The sequence below is a fragment of the Mucilaginibacter sp. genome, assembly GCF_025362475.1.
In the GTDB taxonomy this organism is placed as follows: Bacteria; Bacteroidota; Bacteroidia; order Sphingobacteriales; family Sphingobacteriaceae; genus Mucilaginibacter.
In genome coordinates, this window is record NZ_JANYGH010000020.1 from 56,706 (window position 1) to 82,950 (window position 26,245).

The 26,245-nt window shown below is 41.7% G+C and carries 21 protein-coding genes; 12 read left to right on the forward strand and 9 right to left on the reverse strand.

Translation table 11 applies throughout. The features are described 5' to 3' along the window. Positions 1–3: 3 nt before the first annotated feature. Positions 4–363 carry a hypothetical protein gene (locus Q0R88_RS07755; protein WP_295714645.1) on the forward strand — a complete coding sequence of 120 codons (360 nt, stop codon included), beginning with the start codon at positions 4–6 and terminating at the stop codon, positions 361–363. A 352-nt stretch (positions 364–715) separates the two neighbouring features. On the opposite strand, the gene Q0R88_RS07760 is transcribed toward Q0R88_RS07755, so the two are convergent. From Q0R88_RS07760 to Q0R88_RS07795, 8 genes are all read right to left on the reverse strand, one after another. Continuing rightward, the gene (locus Q0R88_RS07760) at positions 716–1,579 is read right to left on the reverse strand and encodes a nitronate monooxygenase (RefSeq protein WP_295714772.1); all 864 of its coding nucleotides are present in this window, start codon (positions 1,577–1,579) and stop codon (positions 716–718) included. Then, positions 1,543–1,788 (reverse strand): nitronate monooxygenase, encoded by a 246-nt coding sequence (locus tag Q0R88_RS07765; RefSeq protein WP_295714647.1) that lies wholly within the window; start codon positions 1,786–1,788, stop codon positions 1,543–1,545. The genes Q0R88_RS07760 and Q0R88_RS07765 overlap by 37 nt, the downstream gene beginning before the upstream one ends. Positions 1,789–1,791: 3 nt before the next feature. Beyond that, complete coding sequence (locus Q0R88_RS07770; protein WP_295714649.1) at positions 1,792–2,169, reverse strand: nuclear transport factor 2 family protein; 378 nt, start codon at positions 2,167–2,169, stop codon at positions 1,792–1,794. 71 nt (positions 2,170–2,240) lie between these two features. Further along, complete coding sequence (locus tag Q0R88_RS07775; RefSeq protein WP_295714651.1) at positions 2,241–2,987, reverse strand: SDR family oxidoreductase; 747 nt, start codon at positions 2,985–2,987, stop codon at positions 2,241–2,243. A gap of 53 nt (positions 2,988–3,040) precedes the next feature. Next, complete coding sequence (locus Q0R88_RS07780; RefSeq protein ID WP_295714653.1) at positions 3,041–3,577, reverse strand: YceI family protein; 537 nt, start codon at positions 3,575–3,577, stop codon at positions 3,041–3,043. Between the two features lie 94 nt (positions 3,578–3,671). Further along, positions 3,672–4,250: a Crp/Fnr family transcriptional regulator gene (locus Q0R88_RS07785; protein WP_295714655.1), complete on the reverse strand. Its 579-nt coding sequence runs from the start codon at positions 4,248–4,250 to the stop codon at positions 3,672–3,674. 146 nt (positions 4,251–4,396) lie between these two features. Then, positions 4,397–5,191, reverse strand: a complete 795-nt coding sequence (locus Q0R88_RS07790; RefSeq protein ID WP_295714657.1) for a lipase maturation factor family protein — start codon at positions 5,189–5,191, stop codon at positions 4,397–4,399. After that, a complete protein-coding gene (locus Q0R88_RS07795; protein ID WP_295714658.1) occupies positions 5,073–5,951 on the reverse strand; it encodes a lipase maturation factor family protein in 879 nt (292 codons plus the stop codon). Before Q0R88_RS07795 ends, Q0R88_RS07790 begins: the two co-directional genes overlap by 119 nt. A 403-nt stretch (positions 5,952–6,354) precedes the next feature. On the opposite strand from Q0R88_RS07795, the gene Q0R88_RS07800 reads away from it, so the two are divergent. The 4 genes from Q0R88_RS07800 (at position 6,355) to Q0R88_RS07815 (ending at position 13,440) form a co-directional block, all read left to right on the forward strand. Beyond that, on the forward strand, positions 6,355–7,962 hold the full coding sequence (locus Q0R88_RS07800; RefSeq protein ID WP_295714660.1) for a tetratricopeptide repeat protein: 1,608 nt from the start codon (positions 6,355–6,357) through the stop codon (positions 7,960–7,962). Between the two features lie 274 nt (positions 7,963–8,236). Beyond that, a complete protein-coding gene (locus Q0R88_RS07805) occupies positions 8,237–10,996 on the forward strand; it encodes a TonB-dependent receptor (RefSeq protein ID WP_295714662.1) in 2,760 nt (919 codons plus the stop codon). Between the two features lie 27 nt (positions 10,997–11,023). Continuing rightward, entirely contained in the window at positions 11,024–12,277 is a 1,254-nt protein-coding gene (locus Q0R88_RS07810; RefSeq protein ID WP_295714664.1) for a right-handed parallel beta-helix repeat-containing protein, read from the forward strand. A gap of 65 nt (positions 12,278–12,342) precedes the next feature. Further along, a complete protein-coding gene (locus tag Q0R88_RS07815; protein WP_295714666.1) occupies positions 12,343–13,440 on the forward strand; it encodes a phytase in 1,098 nt (365 codons plus the stop codon). 103 nt (positions 13,441–13,543) lie between these two features. On the opposite strand, the gene Q0R88_RS07820 is transcribed toward Q0R88_RS07815, so the two are convergent. Further along, on the reverse strand, positions 13,544–14,677 hold the full coding sequence (locus Q0R88_RS07820; protein ID WP_295714668.1) for a metallophosphoesterase: 1,134 nt from the start codon (positions 14,675–14,677) through the stop codon (positions 13,544–13,546). A 291-nt stretch (positions 14,678–14,968) separates the two neighbouring features. Between Q0R88_RS07820 and Q0R88_RS07825 the strand changes: the two genes are divergently transcribed. From Q0R88_RS07825 to Q0R88_RS07855, 7 genes are all read left to right on the forward strand, one after another. After that, a complete protein-coding gene (locus Q0R88_RS07825; RefSeq protein WP_295714671.1) occupies positions 14,969–17,704 on the forward strand; it encodes a bifunctional YncE family protein/alkaline phosphatase family protein in 2,736 nt (911 codons plus the stop codon). Between the two features lie 383 nt (positions 17,705–18,087). Continuing rightward, positions 18,088–18,636 (forward strand): hypothetical protein, encoded by a 549-nt coding sequence (locus Q0R88_RS07830; RefSeq protein WP_295714673.1) that lies wholly within the window; start codon positions 18,088–18,090, stop codon positions 18,634–18,636. A gap of 269 nt (positions 18,637–18,905) precedes the next feature. Next, positions 18,906–21,143, forward strand: a complete 2,238-nt coding sequence (locus Q0R88_RS07835) for an FG-GAP-like repeat-containing protein (RefSeq protein WP_295714675.1) — start codon at positions 18,906–18,908, stop codon at positions 21,141–21,143. A gap of 86 nt (positions 21,144–21,229) precedes the next feature. After that, positions 21,230–21,604 (forward strand): hypothetical protein, encoded by a 375-nt coding sequence (locus Q0R88_RS07840; RefSeq protein WP_295714678.1) that lies wholly within the window; start codon positions 21,230–21,232, stop codon positions 21,602–21,604. Positions 21,605–21,812: 208 nt separating this feature from the next. Beyond that, positions 21,813–23,018: a hypothetical protein gene (locus Q0R88_RS07845; RefSeq protein WP_295714680.1), complete on the forward strand. Its 1,206-nt coding sequence runs from the start codon at positions 21,813–21,815 to the stop codon at positions 23,016–23,018. 99 nt (positions 23,019–23,117) lie between these two features. Then, positions 23,118–23,801: an SGNH/GDSL hydrolase family protein gene (locus Q0R88_RS07850; protein ID WP_295714683.1), complete on the forward strand. Its 684-nt coding sequence runs from the start codon at positions 23,118–23,120 to the stop codon at positions 23,799–23,801. Between the two features lie 119 nt (positions 23,802–23,920). Next, on the forward strand, positions 23,921–26,104 hold the full coding sequence (locus tag Q0R88_RS07855) for a hypothetical protein (RefSeq protein ID WP_295714685.1): 2,184 nt from the start codon (positions 23,921–23,923) through the stop codon (positions 26,102–26,104). Positions 26,105–26,245 lie beyond the last annotated feature (141 nt).

Genomic DNA, 26,245 nt, shown 5'->3' on the forward strand with positions numbered 1-26,245 from the left:
ATCATGAACACAGAAAATAGCAGTGCAGAAAATTTAGTAGACCTAAGTACTCCAACAACAAAAATACTGGCCATAGGCAGCTGGACAGAAAAAGGATTAATAAAGAGCGATAGACTTCCGGTAATGATCAAAGAGGTGCCCGCAACGGTGAGCCTTTATCTAACCGGTGCAATTGAGCAGTGGTATGTTAAGCCGGATATCAGCGGAGTGGTATTCATCATGAACGTTACAAGCCCCGCCGAAGCACAACGGCTTCTGGAGAAACTCCCCTTAGGTGTAGCCGGCATGATGGATTTTGATTTCATCCCACTCGGACCAATCAGCCCGCTTCGCTTTTTATTAAAAAATGAATCTGCTGATTAAATTCAGTTAGCTATAATATAAAAGCACGGTAGTTTTGAGTACTACCGTGCTTTTTTGTGCCCCAACGCTGTAAAGACGACGAGGAATAAAGCAAAGCGTAGAAAAATTGTAAGCTTATCTGCAGGACTTGAAATAATGACGGCTATAGGGTGCAATCAAATATTTTTAGTCGGTGGCCGGTTTTGTCACAATAAATATGGAGATTCCTTCAGATTTCGGAAGTTCGAAGTTTTGACTATAAAAAGTAAATGTTAGTTTGAACATATCACCACCACAGTTAGCACAGGTATCCGGGCAACCCCTATCTCCACGCTTATAATAGTTTGCGAAATAGGGAATTGCCTCAGTCCGGTCAACGCTGAAGGATAAGCTGTGTTTCTGTTACCAGTGCCTGCATTAGCTCTGCCGCTTTGGTATGTTTCAAACTAACCGCATTTTGTCCCGACCAAAAATTGATCATATCTGTTTTACCCTGGGCAACTGCCGCCGCTCTTAAAGGTCCCATCAGGCGGGTTTGGAGTGGGAATGGCAGTACTTCGGTTTCGTATTTAACCTCTTCGGTAATGCGGTTACGAATCATTCTGCCCATTCTGCCGGTTAAGGATTTGGATAGTACCGTATATTTAGCTTCGTCGGACATTAGCCGGGCTTTATGAATAGGTGTGGCGTTTGATTCATCAGTAATCAAGAAGGCCGTTCCCAACTGTACAGCATCGGCACCCAGTGTTAATGCAGCTGCAACGCCTTTACCATCTGCAATACCACCCGCGGCAATGATGGGTGTTTTTACTTTGCTTTTCAATTGTTGAACCAGGGCAAATGTTCCGGTTAAAGAATCATAAGCCGGCCGTAAGAATGATGGGCGGTGGCCTCCTGCTTCAAAGCCGGCAGCAACTATCGCATCCACACCCGCTTCTTCCAAAGCTAATGCTTCATCAATAGTAGTGGCAGCGCCTACGGTTTTGATTCCCAATCTGCGTGCTTCATTCAGTATCTCTTTTGGCGGGATCCCGAATATAAAGCTGAATACAGCTGGCTTTATCTGGAAGATAGCTTCTACCTGCTTCAAGAATTTGGATGGAATATTGGTATTCAGTTCTGGCAGCGGGATTTCCAGCTCATCAAAATAGGGCTTAAACAATGCCTCCACTTTTTGCAAGTTTTCTGCAGAGAAATTGGTCAGGCGTTCATCAACATCAGATACCCATAGGTTAATATTATAAGGTTTATCTGTTTTGGCCTGATGATCTGGCTGGTTTCCAGTATTTGTTCGGGGGTAAGGGTGTAGGCTCCAAGGCTTCCCAGTCCGCCCGCGTTTGATACTGCTACTAAAAGCTCGGGTGTTGAAAAGTCTCCACCCATGGGGCCCAGCAATATAGGATATTTGATACCCAATAGTTGGGTGATTTTTGTTTGGTTCCACATGGCTTAAACATTTACATGCGTTAATAATTTGTTAACAATAACCCATTTACCATCAATCTTGTTTAGCGAAAGCAGGTCATAATAATTAAACTCAAACATAGGTACATGAACCTTAGCAAAAGCTATGGAATTGATAATCTCTATTGCCAATACCTTCATACCGAATGTTTCATTCAGTTCATGCGGGCTTTTGCGGAGTTTAACACCTTCCAGGTACTGATCAAGGGTTTTAAAATAGGGCTGTCCGTTTATATCGCCGGCTACCAATGCCTGCGGGTGAAAAGCACTGCGGAGCCGCGCTAAATCCCCAAAAAAAATGCCATCAAAGTAGGTGGATAATACCGCTGCTACAGCCTTTGCATTATCTCTATAGGTGTTCATTGTTTTTTTTGTTTTGCGATGAATAGCCATGCAAAGGCTTATTAAGTGCCTTTGCATGGCTGTTTATCTAATTATGCAATATGGTGACCAGATACGTGCCCGCCATCCAGATTGATAATTTCGCCGGTTACAAAATTGCTGCCTGCCAGGTAAAGGGCCAGTTCTGCAACATCCCTGGTTTCGCCAATACGGTTAAGTAAGTGAAGGCCGGCAAGACTATCGGCATCGCTTACGCCTGTTTTAGCCTGTAAGGGGCTTCTGATAATACCCGGAGCTATGGCGTTTACACGGATGTTGTTTTTTCCAAATTCTGTAGCCAGTTGTTTGGTTAAAGCATGGATACCGCCTTTGCTTGAAATTGGGGCTGTAGCAGGGAAACCACCTATAGCATGGTCAACCAATACCGTGCCGATGTTGATGATCGAACCTTCACCTTGTACCAGCATTTGCCTAATAGCCGACTGACTGGTGAAGTATGTACCTTTTAGGTTAATATTTAAAAAGCTGTCAAGGTGGGCTTCATCCACATCTAAAAATTGTTTAGGTTCAAATATGCCGGCATTGTTTACCAGTACATCAACTGCGCCAAAGCGTGTTACCGCTGTATCAACAAGTAACTGGCCGGTTGTCGGTTTGCTGATGTCGCCGACTACCATGGCTAAGCGGTCGTGGTTACCCAGTTCATCAAAGGTTGCCTTTAAATTGTTTTCATTGGCACCGTTAATAATTACGTTATGTCCGTGTTGTAAAAATATTTCGGCGATGGCTTTGCCAATCCCTGTTGAGCCGCCGGTTACTATAACTGTTTGTGTTTTCATGATCTTGTTTAAAAATTGTTTTTGAAATTTGCTTTAGCTGTTAGGCTATTAAATTAAAGAGCAGCAAGGGCTGTTAATTTCACATCAAGTTCAAACTCATTGTAGATGAGTGTATCGCCCAGGTTGGTAAAAAAGTTGCCCGAACGGAACTTCATGTTGTATTTGGTACGGTCAACAACAATTTTGCCCGATGATGTGATAGTCTTATCTGTAATAAGTACATCGGCAGTGAAGCTAACAGGGTGGGTAATACCTTTAATAGTTAAATCACCACCTATCTGGTATTTGCCATCGCTGATATAGTCGGTACTGGTAATGTTAAATGTGGCTTCAGGGAAGCTTTCTGTAGCGAAGAAATCTTCAGAGAACAGGTGACCTGCAAATTGAGCGTTGGTAGCCGGATCGGTAACATCCAGTATTTTTATAGAGGTGGTGTCAATGATGAAGTTTCCACCGCTAAGCCTGTTATCATCCAGGGTAAGTGTACCTCCTTTAATGGAGATGGTACCATTGTGAGCTCCGGTTACTTTTCTGCCGGTCCAGTCTATGTCGCTTTGAGCACTTGCGACTGCAAATTTTTTAGTTTCCATTTCTTTATGTTATCAATCGTTAATGATTTGATAGTACAAAGGAAAGGAGGAAACTTCGGGTAGCTACGTGATGTATATCACATTCGTACGCGGCTTATTTATGGGCGTTATAAAGCCTGCTCAACGTTTCCCTGGAGACGCCGAGGTAAGCTGCTATAAGGTGTTTGGGTACCAGGTTATACAGCTGGGGATATAATGAAAGCAATTCTTCATAACGGGCCTTGGTATCATTATTCATAAATGATAGCAGTCTTTTTTGCGAAGCGAGGTATCCTCTGTTGGTCCTCCATCTAAAAAAATGTTCGGCCTGGTGCAGCTCGCTGCATATTTTTTCGCGGTCATGATTAGAAAGGCAAAGTACTTCTGCGTCGGTAATACAATCAATATTAATGGTGGCCTTGGTCTGGTTGTATAAGGCGCCGTAATCCGATGTCCACCAGGTAGGCATAGCAAACTGCAGAATGTACATTTTGATTTCGTCGTTAATGAAAAAGGCTTTTAAGCAGCCGGAGATCACAAAGTATTCGTGATCTACCTTTTCACCTTCGCTGATTAATACCTGGCCTTTTTTGAAAGATTGCGGTTTGAAATAGGTAAAAAGATAATCAAACTGCTCATCGGTCAATGGAGCTGTTTTGGTAATATGCTGTTTTAATATTTCTTTCGCTTCCATTTTTCTGGTTTAACCGGTTTGTTGACCATGCAGGGACGACTTCAAAATTATTCATTTTTTGTATAATATTTATGGCCTCGCTGAATTAGGGGATGCCGGGTAATTGCCCATTTTGATAAACAGCCGTTTATTTGAGTTTAACCCAATTAAGGTATCCAACCTTCACTTTTTAAGAATTTAACGAGGAGCGGATCTTTTGCCGAAGTAGGTTGAATCCAGATATTGATTTGCTCGCGATTCCACCAAAGGCCTTTTGGATTGCCTGGTTTGGCAAACTTATAACGGTACAACACTGCCCGGATATATCGCGGTGGCTGGTTGGGAAAGGGATTGCCGGCAAATAAATTTACAGCACCGGGATCATTGTGAAGCAGTTTCCACATCATGTTCAGCGTCCAGGGGTATTCCTCGGGAGATGACATTGCAGCAAACCACATTTGCCAGTCTAAACGCAACTGGTAGGGCGCTATTTGTGGCGGTTGTTTGTTGAGCAATACAGGCAGTCCTTTGTATATATAGGGTTTCCAATTGGCTTTGTCGTCGGGCGTCTCATCCATTGTTCCTTCAAATATTACATTCAAACGTTCCTGTCCCACACTGCCAAATGCGCCATACGTATTCACGAGGTCAAGCGGATCATAGGATGTATTCATGATTTGCGCCGGAGATAGTATGTTAAGGGCCGGCTGAATGCTCAGGATGGCAATAAGGCCGGCAATAACCCAGGCGGTGATTTGCATAGGTTGAGATTCTTCGGCCCGACTGGCAGCGGCTGCCGCTTTACAAACCAGCGCGCGGGGAAGAACTCCCGACCAGAAACCGTCATCGAAACAAGCTAAGGCGGGGATGATGGTAAGCCAGTTTAAAAACGAAAGATTGCCACTGAGAATAATGGTGAACTGGAATAACACGATAATAACTCCGGCAATGTGCGCGCACAAGGCGAGGCCCAAATACAAACCACGGGGCAACAAGCTCGGCCAGCCAATTGAACCATACACCAATTTTGAGCATGGTATGCGGCATGAAATGAAGCCATCGGCTCAACGGACCGGGGATGGGTTGTGTTTCGAAGTGGTAATATAAGGCGGTACCATCGCGCCATACTTTGTCGCCGCGAAACTTGATCAACCCGGAACCAAGCATGATACGGCAGATAAGCCATCGGAACAAAACGATGATGGGCATAGGCGGCGGGTATCGTGGAAAAGGCCGCAGATCCAGCAGCGGGCATAGAAAGATGGCTATAAATCCAGTTTCGCTGAGTTGGATCTCCCAGCCGTATCCATACCAATCCTGCCCTGCATGAACGAAAGACATGTATAGAAACCAGAGTACAGCAAGCAGCGGCGCATTGGCATAACCTGCCATTACTATGCAGGAAAGTATAAACCCAAACCAGGCAGCAATTAAAAGTGCCGAATCTGAATGCCAAAGCCAAAAGATTGATGGCAAGCGCAGGAACCCGGCCTGGGCAGAACCAAGCGCGGCGCTTACCTGTTTTAAATAAATGCCAACCGGCAGCAGCCCATTAGACCCGATTAAAGGCACAATTTGATTGATTGCCACCAGGAAAGCTACAACGTAGATTGCACCTAACAAACGAAGAATCACAAACCGGGTAAGCCAGTAGGTTGGCGGGGTACCCGGCTCCCAGGATGCCCCGCCCAATTCGCTATCCATTTTGTTTATCGCTTCCATTTGCAATTTATAAGAGGCTGTCTAAAAATAAATAAACCGACGTTATCGCTTCGTGCATACCTATGATGTGTTTAAAAAAATACTTTTTGTCATCCTGAACGCAGTGAAGGATCTATTATTCGCCATTCTTCTTCGCCCTGCACAGTCTGCGAATAGATCCTTCAAGCGTTCATGATGACATTTTTTTTAAATCCTATATAAAATTAACGTCTTTTTGATCAATTAAAAGGCTTGTATTCAATGTGCCTGGTATTGCTTTAATGTAAAATGCTTGTTAACATTATCGTCATACTGATTGCTTTACTTTGTTTTGGAAAAGCTTTAGTATTTTGAGGCTGTATTAAAAATTAGCGGGATATAAAAAATGATAAGTACGGGCAGGCAGGTTATAAGGTATTTAGTTATGAATTGCTTTTGCCTGCTTACGATAATTTTGCCGGCAGGCCTTCATGCCCAGGATAAGCGATTATCCAATACAATGGCGATAAGTCAAAATCATCCCGATTCTGCGCTCAATATTTTGAAGAAAGTATATGCTGCAGCTACAGAAGTTAATGATGTTTTAACAACCGGCATCTGTTTGCAGCAAATGGGCATAATTTGCTTTAACCAGGGGCATTATGCACAGGCGCTTGATTTTTATTTAAGGGCTGATAAAATATTTGAAACATCAAACAATAAGGAACTATTGGCGGCCAATTTGAGCCAGATGGGCATATTGTATTACTACAATAAGGAGATCCGAAAATCGCGGGCATTATATGATAAAGCGCTATCCATATATAAACAGGACGGAAATTTAAAGGGTGAGGCAGATATGTTTGGAAACATCGGTCATCTTTATGAAAAGCATCAGCAGTATGACAGTGCTTTTTATTACCAAAACCTTGCCTTAAATAAGTATCAAAAAATCAACTTTAAACAAGGGGCAGCTAAGATATATGAAAACCTGGGCAGCATTTATGAAGATCAGGCCCGGTATGATTCTGCTTATAATTGTTTCACGAGATCATTGCTGCTTTACCAGCAGGTTAATAACGAAATAGGCAGCATTGAGGTTGTTAATAACCTTGGCGATATATTACGTAAAACCGGCAAGTATGAAGAAAGCTTAAAATTATCGTACAAAGCATTAAGGCTTGCGCAGCAAACCAGCAATACCTATCAGCTCGCGGCCGCCTGCCGGGACTTGGGCAAGGCTTACAAACTATTGAACCGGCTGGATAGCGCCTACCATTATATTGAGCTTAGTCGTAAATATTCGTTGGAGGTTTATTCAAAAGAAGGGGTGAACCAAACCGCCTTTTTGCAGGTGCTTTATGATATAAATAAAAAAAGCGATGAAATATCAAAGTTAAACAGCATCCGTAAAACCAACCAGGTAATTACCATTGCCGAGGTAGTTGTGGTTGTTTTACTGGTAGTTTTGGGTCTGGTTATTTTTAGCAGGCAACGTTTAAAAATTAAAGATCAACGCGTACTTGCAGCTCAAAAAGAATCGATTTTTGCAACCCTGCATGAACTCATGAACCTGGAGTTAAAAAACAAACAGCTACAGGAAGAAACGTTAAAGCAGCAGTTGGAGCTAAAAAGCAAAGAATTATCCAACCATACTTTAAACCTGATAAAAAACAATCAGCTGTTGGAGAGCCTGCGTAATACCCTCCAGGAAATGGTTAAGGAGGATAAACGCGATCAGAAGAAACAGATGCAGCAGATCATTCACCAGATAAACCAAAGCTTTAACCACGAACAGCACTGGAAAGAGTTTACTGCCGCGTTTGAGCAGGTACACCAGCGGTTTTTTGAAGATCTGAAGAAGCATAGTAATGAACTTACCTCGGCAGATATGCGGCTGATCGCGCTGCTTAAAATTAATCTCGACTCTAAGGATATCTCAACCCTGTTAGGGATATCTATGGATAGCCTGCGGGTTTCCCGATACCGCCTGCGTAAAAAACTTAGCCTTAATCAGGGCGATAACCTATCGGCGTTTATCCAAACGCTTTAAAGCCATTATCCTTTATGCTCAAAGGGTGCAGTTTAACTCAATAAACCACTTAACATTATATTAATGTAACGGTAACTAAATGATAATGGCGTTTTTTTAATTGCATAAATGCTTGACTGTTAATTATTTGTGATTTTGTGTTGCTATGTTGTATATGGCATATGTAACGGTGTATACTTTTTGTAACAGTGTAAATTTCAGTTGTAGCGTGCTGCTGGTACACCTTTGCGCCACAAAAAAACGAGTAAACATTGTTGAACAAACGAATTTAAAAATGAATAAACTTATACAGCTATTATTGGTATTTGTGTTTTGCGCAACTGCCGCAAGCGCTACTACATTAAAAGGTCATGTTTATGATCAAAGCACGGGTGAGCCACTTGTTGGCGCAACAGTTATTCTTGATCAGGCCAATAAAGTAACCTCAACAGGGCTCGATGGTTCTTTTGAACTCAAAGGTGTTTCTGCCGGTTCATTTTCTCTTCGTGTTTCTTTTTTATCCTATAAAACGGTTGTTAAGGAACTTGACATAAAAAAGGAAGATTACCCGCATGTGAAAATTTACATGCAGGCAAACGGAAAGGATTTACAGGAAGTTTCCATAACATCAAAAAAAGATGGATCGGCCGAGCATGAGGCCCGCCGTATTGAGCAGCAATCTGTGCAGGTTATGAATATAGTATCGGGCCGGGCCATTGAGGCGTCACCCGATTTGACGGTGGCCAACGTTATCCAACGTGTATCCGGAGTTTCGGTAGAGCGTAACAGCAATGGCGACGCGCAGTATGCTATTTTAAGAGGTATGGATAAACGGTACAATTATACCCTGGTAAATGGAGTTAAAATCCCAAGTCCCGATAATCAATACCGCTATGTTCCGCTTGATATATTCCCTGCCGACTTACTGGAAAGGCTTGAAATATACAAAACCCTTACCCCCAACCTGGAAGGCGATGCCGTTGGTGGGGTAGTTAACATGGTAATGAAAGATGCACCAAGCCGTTTTCAAGTGAATGCCAATTTAGCAGGCGGGTACAACCAGTTGTTTTTCGACCGTAATTTCCTCGGTTACCAATCATCGGCCATAAACCACAAGTCGCCTTATGAAATTGGGGGCAAAAATTTCCAGGCAACCCAAACCGATTTTCCTAAAGGGACATTAAACTATGATTCAAAGAAGCCGGCTCCAAACCTGGTAGGAAGTTTATCAATAGGGCAGCGATTTTTTAATGATAAGCTGGGTGTTATTTTGGCGGGCAGCTACCAAAATACCTACAGGGGTAGTAATAGTACCTTTTATAGTTCGGCAGTAAACAGTACCGATCAATATGCGGTAATCACGGGTCAAAGTAAGCGTCAATTTTCAGAACAGCAAAAGCGTCACGGCTTACACGGTAAGGTTGATTACGTGTTTGATAAAAACAATAAACTGAGTTTGTATAACGTGTACGTAAAACTTGATAACATCCAAACCAGGGACGCGGTATCTACCAATTACTCTACCGGTTATAACCCTTCGGCAGGTGATGCGGAATTAGGTTACTCCACCCGTACCCGTTTAACCCAGCAGCAAATATACAATAGCACTTTGCATGGCGATCATAAGCTATTTGATAACAAATTAAAGATCCAATGGTCTGCAGTTTATTCATCAGCCAAAAACGATGTGCCCGATAATACAACCATTTCACTAAGTGGCGTACGTGATAATAATGTTGACAGGCGTACCGTGGTTGATCAAAGCACCCACCGCTGGGAGCGCAACACCGATGAAGATAAATCTGGTTATTTGGATATCACCTACACCGTACCTGTTGGTAATGTAAATGTTGATTTTACAGCTGGTGGCTTATATAGGGATAAGCAACGCAGCAGCTTTTTTAATAACTACACCCTTTACCCGGTTAACACGGCGGCACTGTATGGTACCGACTTTCAAAACTATACCGATGTAGCGTGGGCTGTTCAAAATCCAGGGGGCGCTGTGAATAACCCATTAACCTATGATGCTTCAGAGAAAACAAGCGCTGGTTACGGTATGTTTAAATTTACGGCTAATGCCTTACAGGTAATTGGCGGCGCCCGGGTTGAGCATACCAACCAGGCATATAACCTGTTGTTTCCGGCTGGTGAGCTAAAACCTAAAGGAAGCCAGATTTATACCGATGTATTGCCAAGTTTAACTTTAAAATATAAACTGGGCGATAAAGACCAGCTGCATGCATCATACTTCAAGTCGCTTAACCGCCCGGGCTTTTATGAAGTTGTACCAAGCAAGGTAGTAAACGAAGAATACCAGGAACGCGGTAACCCGGATTTGAAACGTGCTAAAGCAGATAATTTTGATTTACGCTATGAGCTGTTCCCTGATGCATCTGAGCAGTTATTGGTAGGTGGCTTTTATAAATCTATAAAAGATCCTATAGAATACACTTTCCAGGCAGATGCCACCCGGGGGCAGGATATTTATTATAGTCCGGGTAATTTTGGTACCGCGCGTAACTATGGTGCAGAGATCGATTACATTAAATTCTTTAATAAATTTGGTATCAAGGCCAACTATACCTATACCCACTCACGCATTACCACGCCTAAAACTTCAAGGGTAATTAACAGTTCAACAGGTGATGTAGAGGCCGTTTCGGTTGAGCAATCACGCCCGCTTTATGGCCAGTCTGCCCATATTGCTAATATTTCTTTACTCTATAAGGATACCAAAAAAGGTTGGGATGCACAGCTGGCTGGTGCTTATACCGGGCCACGTATCAATACAGTTTCACAGTTTTTAAATAATGACCTGTGGCAGAAAGGCTTTATACAGATGGACTTCTCGGCCGAAAAAAGATTTAAAAGTGGTTTAAGTGTGTTTTTAAAGGCGGGAAACCTGCTTAACACACCAGCTAAACTGTTCATCAAAGGCACCAATCCCGAAAATCTTAAAATCCAGGAGACGCTTGTATCAAACGGGCAAACGTTAATCCGCGAGGACTATTATAAACAAAGTTACCTGTTAGGTATCAGGTATAAATTATAAAAACATCATCATTTAAAAATATATAAAATGAACTTAAAACAAATTTTTGCAGGTTTCGCATTATCGGTTGTGGTTTTTGCAGGTTGCCAAAAAGCAAATATTGATGTTGATACTACGCCGGCTGATGGATCGGCTATTGGTGAGGTATCGGGTGTATGGGCAAAAGGAAGTACACAGATGATCAAGGGTGATATCATTATCCCGGCCGGGAAATCATTAACTATTGAAGAAGGTGTAACCGTAGTGATGGATACCGTTGCCAAGCCCGAAATTATTGTAAAAGGAAATCTTTACTCTTATGGTACGGCAGAAAACCCGGTAAAATTTACCGTAAACGATGCTTATAAAACAACCGCCAAAAAATTTGGCAGGCTATGGGGAGGTATACTTGCTGCCCCAAGTTGTGCCGAGCTGGTGCTTGATAATACCATATTGGAATACGGCGGCTCTACAACCTCTGATGCTTCAACATCGGTAAAGCAGGGTTTGTACAAGGCGGTAAGCGGCGAAAATTTACCGGCATTATGGTTCTCAAACGTTAACGGAAAGCTTATAGTAGTAAATAGCATCATCAGGAACTTTAACGAAGATTGTACCTATATAGAAGGTGGAAAAGTGATTTTTGCCAACAACTTATTTTACACTACAGGCGTTACCGGTGGCGAGGCCATGAATTTTAAATCGGGATGTTTGGCAGATTTGGCCTATAACATGGTATACAGTGCCAATACCAATGCCTTTAAACTATCAAACACCGGCGACCGCGTGCCCCAGGCTTATATTATAGCTTATAATAATACCATGATCAACACCGGCTGGAGGAGGCCTACCGCCAAAGGTGGATCTGTTTGGCTGGAAAGCACAGTTCGTGCCGATTTATACAACAACCTTTTTGCCAATACCCGTTTTGGAGTTAAAAGAGATACCAAGAAGCCCGAGGATAAACGATCTGTATACAGCAATAACTGGTATTACGGGTTTGACCAGGCTACGGTTAACCAGTTTCAGCCCAGTGCTGATATTGTGGCAGGTGTAAATGATGTAATTGGCAAAACTGCCGGCGCCAATGATCCGCAGTTTGTAAATTATCCCTTGAGTACATCAAACAGCAACGCGGATTTTAATACCAGCTGGGATTTTCATTTAAAAGCAGGTTCGCCGGCGTTAACCAAGGGCATCACTACTTTTACCAGGCACCATGCCGCAGGTATCATTGTAAATGGTATAACCTATAAATCTCCTGATCCATCAAGCTTTGTAGGTGCTTTCGGAACAAAGTAAAATAATTTATAATTCACTTCATCACAGTCGGTTGCTGTGCGGCAACCGACTGGCATTTTAATTTAATGAACAGATATAATATTTTCTATATAGCGCCATTAGCTTTATTGCTTTTTAATACAGCCTGCGGGCAAACTGCTGCCAATAAAAATAATCTCAGTTTACCGGGCGTAAATTCGGCGGAGATAAAGCCCGTTGTGGTTACAGATCCGGTGGAATTTGATACGGATGATCCGGCAATCTGGATTAACCGCAATGATCCTGCGCAAAGTCTGATCATTGGTACGGACAAAAATAGTGATGGCGCGCTTTATGTTTTTAATCTGCAAGGCAAAATATTAGCTAACAAAACCGTAAAAGGGCTTAAGCGCCCTAATAACGTGGATATTGCCTACGGCTTAATGTTAAATGGAAAGCTAACGGATATTGCCATTACTACAGAACGCATGACACATAAGCTCCGCATATACTCCCTGCCAGATTTGAAACCGGTGGATAATGGAGGTATTGAAGCATTTGCTGGTGAAACGGGTAACGAATACCGCGATTTGATGGGTATATCCATTTATACAGCAAAAAATGGTAAGATGTACGCTATTGTAGGTCGTAAAAATGGGCCCTTAAAAGGGGGGTACATTTGGCAGTACTTACTTACCGATGATGGTACCGGTAATGTAAAGGCGCAGCTTGTACGTAAGTTTGGTGAGTATAGCGGCAAAAAGGAGATTGAATCTATCGCGGTAGATAATGAGCTGGGTTATATTTATTACTCGGACGAGCAGGTTGGTGTAAGGCAATATTATGCTGATCCTGAAAAGGGGAATAAGCAGCTTGCTATATTTGGAACAAGCGGTTTCCTGGCCGATCATGAAGGGATCTCCATTTACAAATTATCTGATACTACAGGATATATCCTGGTATCAGATCAGGGAGCTAATCGTTTCCAGGTATTTAATCGGGAGGGCACCAAAAACAATCCTTTTGAACATCGTTTAGTAAAATTAGCAAATGTTGCCGCGCGCCAAAGCGATGGATCGGATGTTGTTGCGATACCGCTTAACGACACCTTTAAACACGGTATTTTTGTAGTAATGAGTAACGATAAGACCTTTCATTATTACCGCTGGGAAGATATAGCCGGTAGCGACTTGAAAATAAAATAATAAGCCTTTGCTATATGCCGCTATAAGTAACCTGTTAATACAGGTTGCTTATAGCGGCCTGGTGTTTTGTAATGTGAGGGGGCGCAAATGATGTTCAAAGCCTTCAGGCGTAAGCCTCAATGTTTTTTTGCCTGATGCTTTTGCTAATGGTAAAGGAGTCGACCAATGTAATTCCCTCATTGGGGTTTATACTAAAATAATTGCCGTTAAGCGATATGCTGTCTTCTTCCTTATTGATGCCTATCTGCAGAAAGCCATGCCCTGTATCATAATAGTTCATTAGCTTGACATCGTCAAGTTGTGGAATATCGGCGGTAAAACGAACGTCATCTGTGCTGGCTACAGGGTGTAGCTCATCAAACCCACCTGCACCTGCTATCACAAAGGATATGCTTTTGCCATCGGTATAATTCTTGCAAAATCGTTGATAATTATGCACATGGCCGCTGAAAACAATATCGGGCTTTTTGCCTGTGGTTTCAAAGGCTTCCTCCAAAAAAGCGATCATGGGCAGGCTTGAGCCATGGTTGATATCTGCCGAGTAAGGCGCATGGTGTATACAAACTATCAGCATTTTATCCGGGTTGGCAGAGCGGAGCTCTGCAATAAACCAATTTTTTTGTTCTTCGGTTATCACGCCAAATTTAGGTACGTTACTATATAGCCCGATTATGGTGGCTAAGGGCGTTTTCATGGTCCAGTAAATATTGGGCTGTACCATGCTTTTCCGTTTGGTTTGATTGCTGAAAGCAACAGGCCGCGATGTAGTATCACAAAATACTTTGGTAAAGGCATCCAAACTTTTGTAGGAATGGGTGCTTAAGGGATTAATATCGCTGTCATGATTTCCCGCTATCGCGAAAATAGGACCGGGGTAGTTGCCAAATGATTGAAAGAATTGGTTATCATATTGTTCTGCTTCCCCGTAATGGTAAACCACATCGCCTAAATGGTATAAAAACTGCGGACCGTCATCCGGTTTGCTTTCTTTATTACATTGGCTGGCCATGGTATTGGCTATTAACTGCTGCAATGCCGGGTTGCCAACGCCGCCTGTATCCCCAATCATGTGAAATGCCATGTGCTGATCACTTACCTGGGGTACAATATCTTTCAATACCAAATGGTAGGGGTATTTGCCAGATGGGGCAGGCAGTGGCTTAAATTTATAGGTATCGTCGGGCTGGTCTTTTTTAAAAACCGGTGTTTTATATTTTAGATTTTTGAGGGATTTCATTTTAATCATAATAAACTCAAAAGTACTAAATCAATATAAAGGGACGATTAAATATACCAAAGCTTGCACGATATAGACAAAATTTATAGAAATTGAAAAATAAATCGAATTTGTTGATATTGATAAATTGACAAATAATTATGGTGCTATATTCGGGATTGATGCCTTTTATGGTAGAAGCCATTGTAAAATTTATAACGACAATTAGCCCATCATTTATTAATTTACTATTTAGTAACCTGTTTTACATGTGAATGGTATATTTTTATCAATTGCAATTATCAACAAATCATGATTAAAAGATCGTTAAAATTATATCCTGTAACGCTTTGTATAATAGGTGTTTTGGCAGCATGTCATTCGGTGCCAAAAAGCCGCCCGGCTATTGATAGTGAAGAGGTAAACATGCATAGTGCTTATGATGACAGTACCCTAAGCCGAAATGTTTTGCCTGTTTTAATGCCATATAACCGCATTGTTGATCCCGCCGGTAAAGTGGTATCCTTTGGCGATGCTGAGGACGAAAACCATAGCATGGATGTAAGGCTTATTCCCGGCAGCCCGCAGATTGCCGTTGAAGACAGGTACGGAATTGCTGTAATAGATACCGTATCCGGCAAGGTTATCACCCGGTGGACTTACAAGGCAAGCAATCAGTATAAAGGACTTTCAAGTACGTATTCGGGTTTAAAAGTGTTGAAGTTGAATAATCAAACGCAAATATTCTGGAGTGCTGCAGCGGGTAAAGGCAAAGAGTCAAAGTCGTATGTTTTCCAGGCGGTATTTGATGGCGCTGCTATCAGCATTAAAAATACTTTTGATTTTAAGCCCGAAGGCGAATCGCCACTTGCCTTACCCAATGATGTAGCCATCAATAACGAGAATGGAACCAACTACCTGTACGTGGTTTTAAACGGAAATAACCAGCTGGTAAAAATAGACCTCAATACCGGTAAAACGGTATGGACCAAGCCCACAGGTGTTGCCCCTTACGGAATTGTAATTGCCAAAAACAAGGCATTTGTAACCAACTGGGCCGGCCCTGAAGCGGTGGATACCCTTACTCGTGAAACCGCAGGTGTACCTTACGGGAAAACATATATTGATCCTAAAACCGGAGCCACAGCGCTGGGCACTGTGATGGTGATAGGCCTTGCTAAAGGCGATGTTATCAAAGAAATTCCGGTTGGTTTGCACCCCAATGCCATTATTAGTAGTGCCGATGAAGCTTTTGTTTATATCGCCAATGGCAATAGCGATATGGTTTCGGTTATATCTGCCATTTCGCTTCAAAATGTGGAGTCGATTGGTGTAAAATTGAATCCCGGCAAAAAGAGTTATATAGGCGATACTCCTAATGCATTGGCAATTGACCAAACAGGAATCACTTTGTATGTAGCCAATGGACTTGATAATGCAGTCGCTGTAGTAAAGTTGGGTTCAAAGGCATCGGGTAAGGGTGCTGCAAATAGCGAGGTAAGGGGATTTATTCCTACAGAAGCTTATCCGGGCGACCTTGCAATAAGTGATCATACTTTGTTTGTTACCAACCTGGAAGGCGAGGGCGCACGGATAAGCAGTAAAGAAATAAATAAAGCAGGCATTGATGCTGAAGTAGGCAATAACCCAGAGGCTGCTTATAATTCGCACCATCAAAAGGCAACGGTATCTATAATTCCTTTGCCCGATGATAAACAGCTGCAGCAATACACCAAAAGGGTAAAAGATCTTAGTTTAAGCTTTAGGCAGGAGATTGCACAGTTGCTGCCCCGTAAAAATATTGCGCCACGCCCCATTCCGGAACGTATTGGCGAGCCGTCGGTTTTTAAACACGTATTATACATCATCAAAGAGAACCGTACTTACGACCAGGTTTTAGGTGATATGCCCGAAGGTAACGGGATGAAATCGCTTTGTATTTATGGCGATAGCATTACGCCAAACCAGCACAATATCGCGCGCAATTTTTTATTGCTCGACAATTATTATGCATCGGGCAAATGCTCGGCGGAGGGACATCAGTGGACGGATGCGGCTATGGTTACCGACTATGTTGAAAAAAGTGTGCGCTCATGGTTCAGGAGCTATCCGCACGTGCAGGAAGATGCATTGGTTTATGATGGTAATGGCTTTATATGGAACAACGCTGCCGACCATGGAAAAACGGTGAGAATTTATGGCGAGGCCTGCCAACCGCATTTTGATAATAAACTCACCTGGACGGATATTTACAACGATTACATGGCCGGTAAACCTTTTAAATTTACCAATACCAGCACCATATCGCGGGTGAGGCCCATGTTATCGCAAAATTTTCCTGGGTCTGATGAGCACCGGATCAATGAGCAGTTAAGGGCATCCACTTTTATTAAAGAAATTAATGACTATGAAAAACAGCCCGGCGATCAATTACCTAATTTAATGGTTATGGCCCTGTCGTCAGATCATACAGTTGGTACAAGGCCGGGCATGCCAACGCCCGAAGCTATGGTAGCCGACAATGACCTGGCGCTTGGCCGGATTGTGGAAGCGGTATCAAAAAGCAGGTTTTGGAAAAATACAGTAATTTTTGTTACCGAGGATGATTCCCAGGCTGGCTGGGATCACGTATCGGCATATCGTACCACCGGTTTTGTTATAAGTCCTTATAGTCGTTTGCAGGGCAAAGTATCTAAAAACTACAACCAAACCTGCATAGTGCGCTCTATTGAGCAAATTTTAGGCTTACCACCGATGAACATTATAGATGCTACAGCTTTACCTATGTTTGATTGTTTTACAAGCAAGCCGGCAAACTACACTTATAAAAGTTTGAAAAATAAAATCGCTATCAACACTATTAATCCAAAACTATCCTCTTTAAAGGGGGCGGCCCTGCATTTCGCCAAGCTATCATCATTGCCCGAGTATGATCATATTGATGGCGGAAACGACGATGTATTGAACCGGATATTATGGTATGCAGCTACTAAAGGTAAAAAAGCTTATCCCGCAAAACTGGCCGGTAAGGATAGCGATGATGATTAATTTGGGGGAATAAAGCAAGGCACTCCGTTTGGCATCAGATATTTTGTAAATAAATAATACACGGGCCAAGCATGGGCCCGTTTCAATAAATAAATCGTGTTTAAAATATCTGTATTGCAAATTTTGGCTAAAGCCGCTTTTCGTTCCTTTGCTACTTTAAATAGGATCGGTCCTTAATCATTGCCGTTGGGCTTTAGCCAGCGGTTAAATTGGCAGAAATCAGTTAAGGCTTTAGCCAAAAAATATTCATGGATTTTTAAAAGCGATTTCCCTGCCCCATTTCAACTTACATGCTGTGTTACAATGCAATATTTATAGCTGAACTTATTTTGATTTATAAATAATAAACCTCATATTTATAAATCAATACCTAAAAGCTCAACTTGAAGAAGTTTATTGCGTTGCTGTTACTTAATATTCACTTCCTAAATATAGGAGGTCAGTTGGCAGCGCACCAGTATTTGGTTTATAAAACCGATAAATACTACAATCATCAGATCAGCAAAGGGTTGTATAATATTAAAGATCTTACTGAAATAGCAATCCCTGTTAATTTGCCGAATATTCATGACTGGAAAAACTTTGAGAACATAGCCGGTCAGATTCAGTTTGGTAATAACAGTTACAACTATGTAAAAATGAAAATTACCCGGACTGCCATTCACCTCATGTGCATTCCTAATTACGAAACTACCCGCCCTGTTGATAATAATGTGCTTAATGCCAAAAAGGTTAAGGATATGCCGGTATCTCAAAAAGATCATGTTCCGTATGGTAAAATAGTAATGATGGATAACCTTAGCTTATCCTTTGTACAATTTGAGTTTAATTGCCCCATAAAAAAATTGCAAAAAAACGTGGTACAGCCTGTACAGCGTTTAGTTCATTACCACCAGGACATTCCTGAGCAACCACCTAAAGTTTCCTGCTAATTCTCTCCTTATTTAAACCACTAAGGGCATCCTGTTAGGTTTTGCTGAATGTGTTTATCTGCAGCTTTTTATATCCCGGTTGGGCAACTGCAAATAAATTAAATCACTCGCTTAATTAATCAGGCATCCCTTTAATCAGCTTTAATTTGTTATGATGCTTTGTTTTCCAGGGTATCAGGCATAGGCAGGTTTAAATACAAATTTATTTATCAAAACTAAAGTGGCATAATTCCCTGCAGGATTACCTGTAGCGGCAAAAAGACAATCAAATGAAATTTAAAATAATACTGGCTTCAGTGCTCGTTGTAGCGCTTGGCTTCACTATAATAGCATCCAGTCAAACCTCTTCGCATGAAGAGATGATACAATTACTAAAAGCAATTAACCAAAAGAATAATACTATTTTAAATCCATTTAATCCCGAACGTAAAATTGAGTATTGCGATTCTGTACTCAAAATAGGGATTAATAACCAGGATTCATATTTATGGGCTTCAAAGGCCTCGCTTCTGCTGATGAAAGGGAAGGAAGAGCAAGCTGTTGATATTTATGAAAACATATTGAGCAAGCTGGATTTCATGCCAACAGATGCTGTTTTTTCTGAATCAGGCATCGCTTATATGCGCCTTGGTGAGCGCAGCAACTGTATGCTTAACCATACCGGTTCTTCCTGTATTTTCCCTATTAAAAATGATGGGGTTCATAAAATTCAAACCGGCTCCAGAAAGGCCATTGAAACCTACAAAACTATTTTAAAGATTCACCCGGATGACCTGGAATCAAAATGGCTGATTAATATTGCCTATATGACCCTGGGCGAATACCCGGTAAAGGTGCCCAAAAATTTGTTGATCCCCGGCTTAAATGCCGATAGTGTTGCAGGCGTAAAACCATTTAAAGATATTGCTGCAAGCCTTGGCATTAATGTTAATGGCCGGGCTGGTGGTGTTGCTATTGATGATTTTAATAATGATGGATACCTGGATATCATCACATCTGGATGGGATTTGAGCGACCCTATGCATTACTTTCAGAACAACAAGGATGGTACATTTACAGATCGTACCGAACAAAGCGGCTTAACCGGTATAACAGGCGGATTAAATATTCAGCAAACAGACTTCAATAATGATGGTAATATAGATCTTTTTGTGTTAAGGGGAGCCTGGCTTACCCGGGGTTTTGGAAATCAGCCAAGCTCGCTGTTACGCAATAATGGCGATGGTACTTTTACAGATGTTACCATACCAAGCGGTTTGCTTTTCTTTCATCCAACCCAAACAGCCACCTGGGCCGATTTTAACAACGATGGCTGGCTTGATGTTTTTGTTGGTACCGAAACCTCAACCCAGGTACTTGATGCCAATTCATCTACCTGCGCATTGTATATTAATAACCATAACGGCACATTTACCAATGTTACAAAAACGGCGCATTGCGATATTGTATCATTTGTAAAGGGTGTTACCTCGGCTGATTATAATAATGATGGTTACCCGGATATATTTATTTCGACCATGACCGGCAATAAGTACCTGCTCAAAAATAAAGGTATAAAGGGAGGCGGTGTTGATTTTGAAGATGTTACCGACAAAGCTGGAATTGGCAGCAATAAGGAACGAACATTTACAACCTGGTTTTATGATTATAACAATGATGGCTGGCAGGATATTATTGTAAGCGATTATCAGTTTGAGCGCTCCCTGGGATACTATAGTGCATCCCAGGCATTGGGTCGCCCTGTTGCAAATGCGGGTAATGTGTTCTTATACAAAAATAACCAGGATGGTACTTTTACCAACGTAACCAAAGAGGCGGGATTAGATAAAGTAGTGTACAGTATGGGAGGCAACTTTGGCGATATTGACAACGATGGCTACCTGGATATGTATTTTGGAACGGGCAATCCCGATTTTAGGTCGTTGGTGCCTAATAAGATGTTTAAGAATGTTGGCGGTAAAAAATTCGTTGATATCACCACATCATCTCGCCTGGGTAATTTGCAGAAAGGACACGGTATTGCATTTGCCGATCTGAGAAACACCGGCAGGCAGGATATTTTTGCCGAAATGGGAGGAGCCTATATCGGCGATTCGTATACCAGTTCTTTATACCTTAATCCCGAAACCAATGATAATAACTGGATAAGTTTAAAGCTGGATGGGGTAAAAGCCAATAAAGCCGCCATTGGGAGCCATATTAAACTAACCTTTACAGAAAACGGCGTTAAAAGAAGCGTGTATAAAGATGTAAATTCAGGAGGCAGTTTTGGTGCATCTCCGTTGAGGCAGGAAATGGGAATAGGGCAAGCTAAAATAATTGATGAAATTGAAATAAAGTGGGCCGGAAGCGGCACCGTTCAATATTTTAAAAATGTATTACCCAATCAGTTTTTACACATCACCGAAGGGGTCGATCAATTTAAAGTAAATCAGCTTGCTAAATTAACGTTTATCGATAAGAAGGATATGTCGCTTTGTATGCCTATGACAGCGCAAATGAAGTAAGTGGTGATTGTATTTGAAGTTGAATACAATCATTCTTTAATATCTAATTAAAATCTGCTACATTTATAGTAAAATAAACTTAGACGATGAAAAAACTATTATTACTATGCTGCATGTTAATTGGGTTAACAACAGCAAGTTTCGCGCAAAAAATGGCCGCAACCAAGCCAGAAGAAAAAGCGATGGAACTACAAAAAAAATTAAAACTTACTGATCCTCAATGCAAAAAAGTTGCTGCCATTTACCAGGAGTCATCAGAAAAATTTGAAAAGATAAAAGAAGCTAATAAAGGGGATAACGCCAAAATGGTGGTTGCTATTGAGCCGTTGCGTACTGCTACTATAAAAAAGATCAAGGGTGTTTTAACACCAAAACAGGCTGCAAAATATGATGCACTTGTAAAAGGTTCAAAAAACGCCGGCGGTAATGGCTGGAGTGACGGCTGGAGTGCAAGCAAATAAGTTTAAGGTATTTGAACCAAACTTTGTTACTATAATTAAACAAATCCCCCGGATGAAAGTCCGGGGGATTTGTGTTTTAATCAAAAGTCGGTTGTAATAATCCCCGGTTGTTAAGCTATTGTTAATTGAATGTGTTTTTAATGCTAAAAGATAATATACAAAAGGTATTTATTATCAGTAGCTTTAATATATCCAATTATAAATTCCCATGATCAGGCACGTGAATGTATTGTATACATTGTTGCTGATCTTTACACTGACAACAGTTTATGGCCAGGGCAAAGATCAACGGCTGTGCTTTGAGTTTTACCAGGGAACTTTTAATTGTGGAATTGATAGCAACGTGTTGGTTAAGGTTCCTGTACAATTAACACCACAGTTGGTAAGAGCCTTTTATGCCGAAGTAAATGCCGGTAATTATAAACCCTTAATGGATTCATTAACCGCCTATAAGCAAAGGAGTAATTTAAACGATTGGCTTTACTATCAGCTTATCCGCAAGGTGGCCCAGCAAATTAGTCCTAAGGAAGTTAATTATAGCAGGTATACATTGTATAAGTGGTTTTTGCTGGCTAAGTCGGGATATGATGCGCGGCTGGCTTTAACTTCCAATAAGGTAATATTTTACGTGTTTAATGATGAAAAGGTAGAGGATATTCCATTTTTTGATGTGGGTAACAAGAGGTACGTATGCTTAAATTACCATGATTATGCCCATGCCGATCTGCACCAGGATCCGCCCATTCCTGTAAACGTAGATATTCCGGAAGCCGTAAATGCTTTTTCATACAATGTAGAAAAGATGCCGGACTTTAACCCCGGAGATTACTTTGAAAAAGAATTGCAGTTTACCTACCGCCACAAAGTGTATTATTTTAATATAAAACTGAACAGAGAGGTAGAGGCTATTTTTAAAAATTACCCGGTGGTTGATTTTGGATCGTATTTTAATATTCCGCTAAGTAAAGAAACCTATGGTTCGTTGATCCCGATGTTGAAAAAAAACATGAAGGGGATGAATGAAAAAAAAGGTGTGGATTATTTAATGCGGTTTACACGCTATGCTTTTTTATATGAAACCGATGAGGAAAACTTTGGGAAAGAAAAACGCCTGTCGCCCGAAGAAACGTTGTTTGAAAAATATAGCGATTGTGATGACAGGGCTGCTTTGTTTTTTTACCTGGTAAAGGAAATATACAATTTGCCCATGATAGCGCTTTTGTACCCCACACATATTACCATGGCTGTACAGTTTGATAAGCCAGTTGGCAGCCCTATAGTTTACAAGGGGCAAATCTATTCGCTTTGCGAGCCTACGCCGCAAAAAGAAAACCTGGCAATAGGGCAGGTGTCAGCAAAACTAAAAGGTAAACCCTATGAGGTGGTTTATCAATACATTCCCACAGTAAAATAAACAGCGTGAAAATATATGGATATTTAACCATCGTTATGTTTAAATAATCCACATTATGTAGATACATAATTTATTATATTTGGGCTGATGTAGATCGCCATGAAAGCATTATTCCTCAAAATCCCCTTACTAATTATTGCCCTGATTCCATCAATAGTCCTTGCCCAAACCCAACTCATTAAAAATCTTCGTGCAGGTAAAAAACAAACATTGGTGGTATATGGCACCAGTTTAACGGCTGGTGAGGGCGGTCGTGCCTGGGTTGATTCGGTAAACGTTGGATTAAATAAAAAATATGGCAACAACTTAACCGTGATCAATGCGGCCAAAAACGCCATGTGGTCGGGTTGGGGCGTGCAGCACCTGGATGATAGTGTGATTAGCAAAAAGCCCGATGCTGTACTGATAGAGTTTGGGATGAATGACGCTTATTTGCCTTATAAAACATCGGTGGCATTGGCCCGGCTTAACCTAAACTATATGATTGACAGGATTAGGTTGTATAATCCTGGCTGCGAAGTGATTTTACAGGTGATGAATATAGCCATTAACAAGCATGCCGAGGCTCGACCAAACCTGCTTGCCTATTACCAGGTGTATAGGGAGGTAGCTCAGCAAAAGAGAATATTGTTAATTGATCATTATCCTCATTGGCAGCAAATTCTTAACCAGGGGGAGGGCGTTTATCTTAAATATGTGCCCGATGGCATTCATCCAAGTGTGCAAAGCACAAAGGCTATTATAGCCCCGTATGTATTACAAAAGTTAGTCGAAGGGCGTTGAATGGAATTTCTGTAATTATAATGATATAAAGCTATATTCAGTTGTAATAATTTACTATCTATGTGTGCCGGCAAGCTACCTGTTGATGCCGGTAACGTTATTTACCATTAAAACCACCTATGAAAAACATTTTACTTGCAAGTTGCTTAATCGTTTTAGCCGTTGCCGCTTATGCGCAAAAAACGACGCCCTTATCACCACTAAAAGAAAAAACAGCTTTCCAAACAGGCAGTCCCTGGATGCCCGAGATTGACGTACGAAGCGACATTGCCATTGTTTACGGCACTAACGACCGCCTGGGCATGACCTTTGAGCAACGCGTACAATCATGGCGCGACCACGGTTATCAAACCAATTTTATGACAGGTATAGCCTGGGGCGATTACAAAGATTACTTTTTGGGTAAGTGGGATGGTAAAAACCACCTGGGGGTGGGGCAGGTAACACAAAAGGGGGATACCATTTTTCATGGTAAGGATATGCCTTATGTAGTGCCCGATGCCTCATTCATTGAGTACATGAAAACTGCCGTGATCAAAAGGGTGATAGATGTAGGTATCACCAATATATTTTTGGAGGAGCCTGAGTTTTGGGCACGTGCAGGTTATAGCGCGGGCTTTAAAGCGCAATGGCAAACTTATTACGGCTTTCCATGGAAACCGCAGGATGCATCGGCGGAGAATACCTATTTGTCAAGCAAATTAAAGTATCACTTATATTATGATGCCATAAAGCAAGTGTCATCATACGCAAAGGCCTACGGCAAAAGCAAGGGTTTAAACATAAAAGTGTTTATTGCTACACATTCGCTGGTTAATTATTCGTCATGGCAGATTGTGAGCCCCGAAGCCAGCCTGGCCTCGCTGCCCGGTATTGATGGCTACATAGCGCAGGTGTGGACCGGCACTTCGCGCGAACCAACTTATTTTAACGGCTTACAAAAGGAACGCGTATTTGAAAATGCTTACCTGGAGTACGGTTCAATGGTATCTATGACCGCGCCAACCGGCCGAAAAATGTTTTTTTTGACCGATCCGATTGAAGACCGGCAGCGCGACTGGAGCGATTACAAGCGCAATTACCAGGCTACATTTACCGCTAAATTATTGTATCCAACTGTATCTGATTATGAAGTGATGCCATGGCCCGAGCGCATTTACACCCATCCCTATAAAGTGGCCGGGAGTAATGAAAAGGTGCTGATACCGCAATATTACTCTACCCAAATGCAGATCATGGTGAATGCCTTGAATAGTATGCCTGCATCGGTTAACAAGGTAACCGGCGTAAATGGTATAGGCGTATTGATGAGCAATACGCTCATGTTTCAGCGTTTCCCTACCCATAACGGGTTCCAAGATCCACAGTTCTCCAATTTTTATGGGCAAACTCTGCCGCTGCTAAAACGTGGGGTACCGGTGCAAACCGTACATATGGAAAACCTGGGTTACGCGGCATCGTTAAAAAATATAAAAGTTTTGGTGCTGAGTTACTCCAATATGAAGCCCGTTTCGGCAGATGTGCATGTGCAGTTAGCGGCCTGGGTAAAACAGGGTGGCGTTTTAATTTATTGCGGTCGCGATGATGATCCCTATCAATCTGTGATGGAATGGTGGAATACCAAAGGCAATAAATTCAGCGCCCCATCTCAACATTTATTTAAGCTGCTTGGTGTAACCCCAACCGGCAATGACCAGCAATTTAAAGTGGGCAAAGGGGCTGTATATGTGTTAAGGCAAAACCCCAAAGAATATGTTTTATCCGCTGATAAAGACAGTGACTACATCAACGTTGTAAAACAGGCTTATGAAAAAGATGCCTATGCGGGTAGCCTGATTTTTAAAAACAGTTTGTATTTGGAACGTGGTCCTTATGATATTGCATCGGTGTTAGATGAAAACGCCGATAGCAAGCCATTGACTATAAAAGGCCCTGTTATTGATCTTTTTGATCCACAATTACCGGTACTGGCCGAAAAAACTATTAACCCGGGCGAGCAGGCTTTGCTGTATAACTTAAGCCGGGTGCCCAACAAAAAATTGCCCCAGGTTTTAACATCAGCATCAAGGATATATAGCGAAAATGTGACCGGTTCAAGCTATTCTTTTGTGGCAAAAAGCCCGATAAAAACGCTGAATAGTGTACGCGTGTTGCTTCCCGGCGAACCAAAGGAAACTTTAGTTACCGATAGCAGTGGCCAGGCAGTTACCGATGTTAAAACATCATGGGATAAATCATCAAATACGCTTTACCTGGGTTTTGCCAACAGCCCGGATGGGGTAACTGTTAATTTGAAATGGTAAGTTTATTGCTGCAAAAAATTTAGGTTCTCATTAAATATAATTGCAAAAGTTTGTTGATACAGTGTATATTGCATTGTTTGGTTAAACGTTTTAGCACTGCTGTAAATCAACGCTTTAGTAATTTTAGATGAGGTATTTGGA